The organism is Okeania sp. SIO3I5, from assembly GCF_010672085.1.
Lineage (GTDB): Bacteria > Cyanobacteriota > Cyanobacteriia > Cyanobacteriales > Microcoleaceae > Trichodesmium.
In genome coordinates, this window is record NZ_JAAHHT010000033.1 from 1 (window position 1) to 3,490 (window position 3,490).

General features: G+C 35.3%; 4 protein-coding genes and 1 tRNA gene. 4 read left to right on the plus strand and 1 reads right to left on the minus strand.

All coding sequences use genetic code 11. The features are described 5' to 3' along the window. Window positions 1-455: 455 nt before the first annotated feature. From F6K40_RS10270 to F6K40_RS10280, 3 genes are all read left to right on the plus strand, one after another. Complete coding sequence (locus tag F6K40_RS10270; RefSeq protein ID WP_293135048.1) at window positions 456-836, plus strand: c-type cytochrome; 381 nt, start codon at window positions 456-458, stop codon at window positions 834-836. A 58-nt stretch (window positions 837-894) separates the two neighbouring features. Then, window positions 895-967 (plus strand) — tRNA-Thr (locus F6K40_RS10275). A gap of 88 nt (window positions 968-1,055) precedes the next feature. Further along, a complete protein-coding gene (locus F6K40_RS10280) occupies window positions 1,056-1,247 on the plus strand; it encodes a hypothetical protein (RefSeq protein ID WP_293135051.1) in 192 nt (63 codons plus the stop codon). Here F6K40_RS10280 and F6K40_RS40760 read toward each other — a convergent pair. Next, on the minus strand, window positions 1,197-1,394 hold the full coding sequence (locus F6K40_RS40760) for an AAA family ATPase (RefSeq protein WP_365670937.1): 198 nt from the start codon (window positions 1,392-1,394) through the stop codon (window positions 1,197-1,199). The two genes, F6K40_RS10280 and F6K40_RS40760, sit on opposite strands and share 51 nt — an antisense overlap. A gap of 280 nt (window positions 1,395-1,674) precedes the next feature. On the opposite strand from F6K40_RS40760, the gene F6K40_RS10290 reads away from it, so the two are divergent. Then, the gene (locus tag F6K40_RS10290) at window positions 1,675-3,123 is read left to right on the plus strand and encodes a PEP-CTERM sorting domain-containing protein (protein WP_293135054.1); all 1,449 of its coding nucleotides are present in this window, start codon (window positions 1,675-1,677) and stop codon (window positions 3,121-3,123) included. Window positions 3,124-3,490: the final 367 nt, after the last annotated feature.

Consider the following 3,490-nt stretch of genomic DNA (forward strand, 5'->3'; position numbering starts at 1 on the left):
TGGCAAGTTTATGTTTTACACCCGTAAGGCACTATTATATCTAATAAACCTTTTCTTTGTCAAAGATGGATAAAAGTTGATAGATTTCTAGATCTTTCTATTGATTCGGCAAAACTTTACAATACTACTACTTATTTTGAACTTAGGGTTGAAGTATGAGTTTATAACTGCTTTGACATATTTATTTTCTCCGGCAATTGGCACGGAGATTTCTACTGAGCTGTAGCTATAGGTAGGTTGACTTTTGATCAGGCGCCGCTACCGAATGTAGCAGTCTGACACCTCTTAATTTAATCAATCAAAAAGTCACCCGCTTAAGGACGAGACACCTACCCCAATTTTTCGGTCAATCTTTAACTTTGGACAAAAATCTTGCCTGGAAAAGATTAAAACTGTTAACCTATGTTAATTGATATTAAACTTTTTTGTAGATAATTGTTGAGATATTAAAGATTTTGGATAACCAACTTGCTGACACTAAAAAAGAAGTCCTACGACAGTGGATTGGCTTAGTTGGTCTGGCTGTTCTGCTAGTAATCCTATTTATATTCCTAGGAGTTAAGCAGTTTCAGGTTTCCGATCCTTACAGCAAAAATGTATTGTCTCTCCAGGGAGATCCAGTTCAAGGCCAAGCGATTTTTCAGATGAACTGTGCAGGTTGTCACGCATGGCTTAAAGATAGTCAGGTCGGACCGAGTTTAGAAGGAATTTCCCAACGTAAGTCGGATGTGGGAATTATTAACCAAGTAGTTAGTGGCCAAACACCACCTATGCCCCAATTTCAACCCAATGAGCAAGAAATGGCCGATTTGTTAAGCTATTTAAAACAAATGTGATTTAAAAGTAAAAAGGGGTTGCCAAAATAGTTTTAGTTTTGCTATATTAAAGAACGTTGCCGGTGTAGCTCAGTTGGTAGAGCACTCGACTTGTAATCGAACGGTCAGGAGTTCGAGTCTCCTCACCGGCTTTTAATCCCATCATAATAATATAGTCCCTCCTCTAACGCAGGGTCAATTTATTGTCACGCCTAGAAAAAAGTAGGAGAGGGTGGGGAAGTGTGGGAGGTGTGGGAGGTTGGTTCGTGTGGGAAGTGTGGGAGGTTGGTTCGTGTGGGAGGTGTGGGAAGTGTGGGAAGTGTGGCAGAAAAGTCCACTTTTATTCATGCAGCTTACGTATCCCCATCCGGACCATCCGGACTATCCGGACCATCCGGACCATCCGGACCATCCGGACCATCCTCTCCCTAAATATTCTCTGGCGACAAAGAATGAGCAATGCCCCTCTAACGTACTCTGGGTATTAATTGGCCAATGCCAGACTTTTCCTAATTGTAATTCCGAGGCGATCGCCCTAGCTAAACTGGACTTACCTGTTCCTGGGATTCCCGTGACCATTTTTAGAATTCAAAATTCAAAATTCAAAATTTAAAGATGGCTATATTATATTAATTGTTGTTGGGTTTATCCTACGGATAAGCTCCGAAGATAGTCCCTCAACCCAACCTACATCTATTGGAACATTTAAGATGAAACAGTCTACTACAATTTTGCTACTGACTACTGACTACTAAAAATCATAATCTAGTTCAACTGATCAGAATTATCCGGATACCACACCCCTAACGACAGAAAAAACAAATGGGAATAAAAGGTTGGTATTGGGAGGTAGGAAAAAATGAAATTATTTCAGAGTTTAATCTCAGTGGTAGTTGCTAGTGTCACAGCGATCGCTCTACCGAATGTGACATTAGCTACTACTCTCAAGTTTGATTTAGAGTTTGCTACGTCAAATCAGAATATTTGGGGTGAGGAAAATGGCAATTTTAGTTGGGGTGGCGATAATGGTTTGTTTGCAGTCGAGTGGGATGAGTCAATAGCAAAAAACTATCCTTTCAATGTAGGTTTTAATGCTTTTACAGAAGGTAAATTAGGTTTACAAAATACTTTTAATTTAAACGGTGGTATTGTTGATGCTTTAATTCCGGTTGACTTATTTTTTGAGATTCCAGATACATCTGTTGAAGCAGGAGAAATATTGACTATTCAATCGGGTTTTTCTTTTGCTGATGATGCTAGTTTTTCCACAAAAGGTATTAATGCTGCATACAATTTAGATTTAATATTTGATGTAGCTACTGGAGTAGATGTTAACCCTGGAAATCAACTAGATTTAGAATTTGATATTGATGAAACAATTAATTTAGTAAATCTGGATGGAGATAATTCTAATTTAGAGTTAGATGAAAAATTCGGAGGTTTTGATATTAGTTTACCTCAAGTAAATACAACTGGATTTCAGTCTGTAAATTCTCTAAATAATCAACTAATTTCATCTGGGGAAGATGAATTTATGAAAGCTGCTATAGATTTAGATGGTTTAGCTAGTCTATTATTTGGATTGCCATCTTTGCAAGAAAAGCAAGAATTAAATTTAGGATTTTTTGGGAATCTTGGCTTTTCCTACAATCTTTTAGATATCGAAGCAGCAATAGCTTTATCAATGTTGCAAAATTTCTCTTTAACTAGCGATTTACCAGCAATATTAAAGTTGGAAGATAACACAATGATCGACTTTAATATTGGAGATGAAATTTCATTTATCGTGCCCGATAATGTAGAAGATTTTCTGGAAATAGAAGCATTTATTGATTTTAATGCTTTGTTTAGCAACTCTACCAGTTTAGGTATTAATTTTGGTTTGGATTTTATGGCAGGGGAATTTGGTCTAGAGTTACCGATAATTGGCAATCAAAATTTAGGTCCTTTGTTTGAGGAAAGCATTGATATTTATGAGACTGCTTTTGAGTTGTTTAATAACACCTTTGAACTGGGAGGTTTTAATCAGGAAAAAGTTGATTTTCAAATAGCAACTGTCGCAGAATCTGGGAATAGTCAACCAGAAATTAGTTCGCGATCGCCAAGATTATATCAACCAGTAAAAAATAGTTATTTATCAAATAATATTAGAGTTGAAAATATTGAAGTTAGTCAGAAAGTTCGAGTTCCAGAACCTAGTTCAACAATAGGTTTATTTACATTAGGAATTTTAGGAAGTGGTTTAATATTTAAGCAGAAAAAGTTTATACCGTTTCACGGAATTCAAAATTCAAAATTTAGAATTTAAAAGTCAGATTTGATGAACTGAAAACATGGAATTCAAAATTCAAAGTTCAAAATTTAAAAGTCAGATTTGATGAACTGAAAACACGGAATTCAAAATTCAAAGTTCAAAATTTAAAAGTCAGATTTGATGAACTGAAAACATGGAATTCAAAATTCAAAGTTCAAAATTTAAAAGTCAGATTTGATGAACTGAAAACATGGAATTCAAAATTCAAAGTTCAAAATTTAAAAGTCAGATTTGATGAACTGAAAACACGGAATTCAAAATTCAAAGTTCAAAATTTAAAAGTCAGATTTGATGAACTGAAAACACGGAATTCAAAATTCAAAGTTCAAAATTTAAAAGTCAGATTTGATGAACTGAAAAC

Coding starts and splice junctions, on each gene's coding strand:
- F6K40_RS40760 (WP_365670937.1), bottom strand. CDS start 1,394: ATGGTCACGGGAATCCCAGGAACAGGTAAGTCCAGTTTAGCTAGGGCG.
- F6K40_RS10290 (WP_293135054.1), top strand. CDS start 1,675: ATGAAATTATTTCAGAGTTTAATCTCAGTGGTAGTTGCTAGTGTCACA.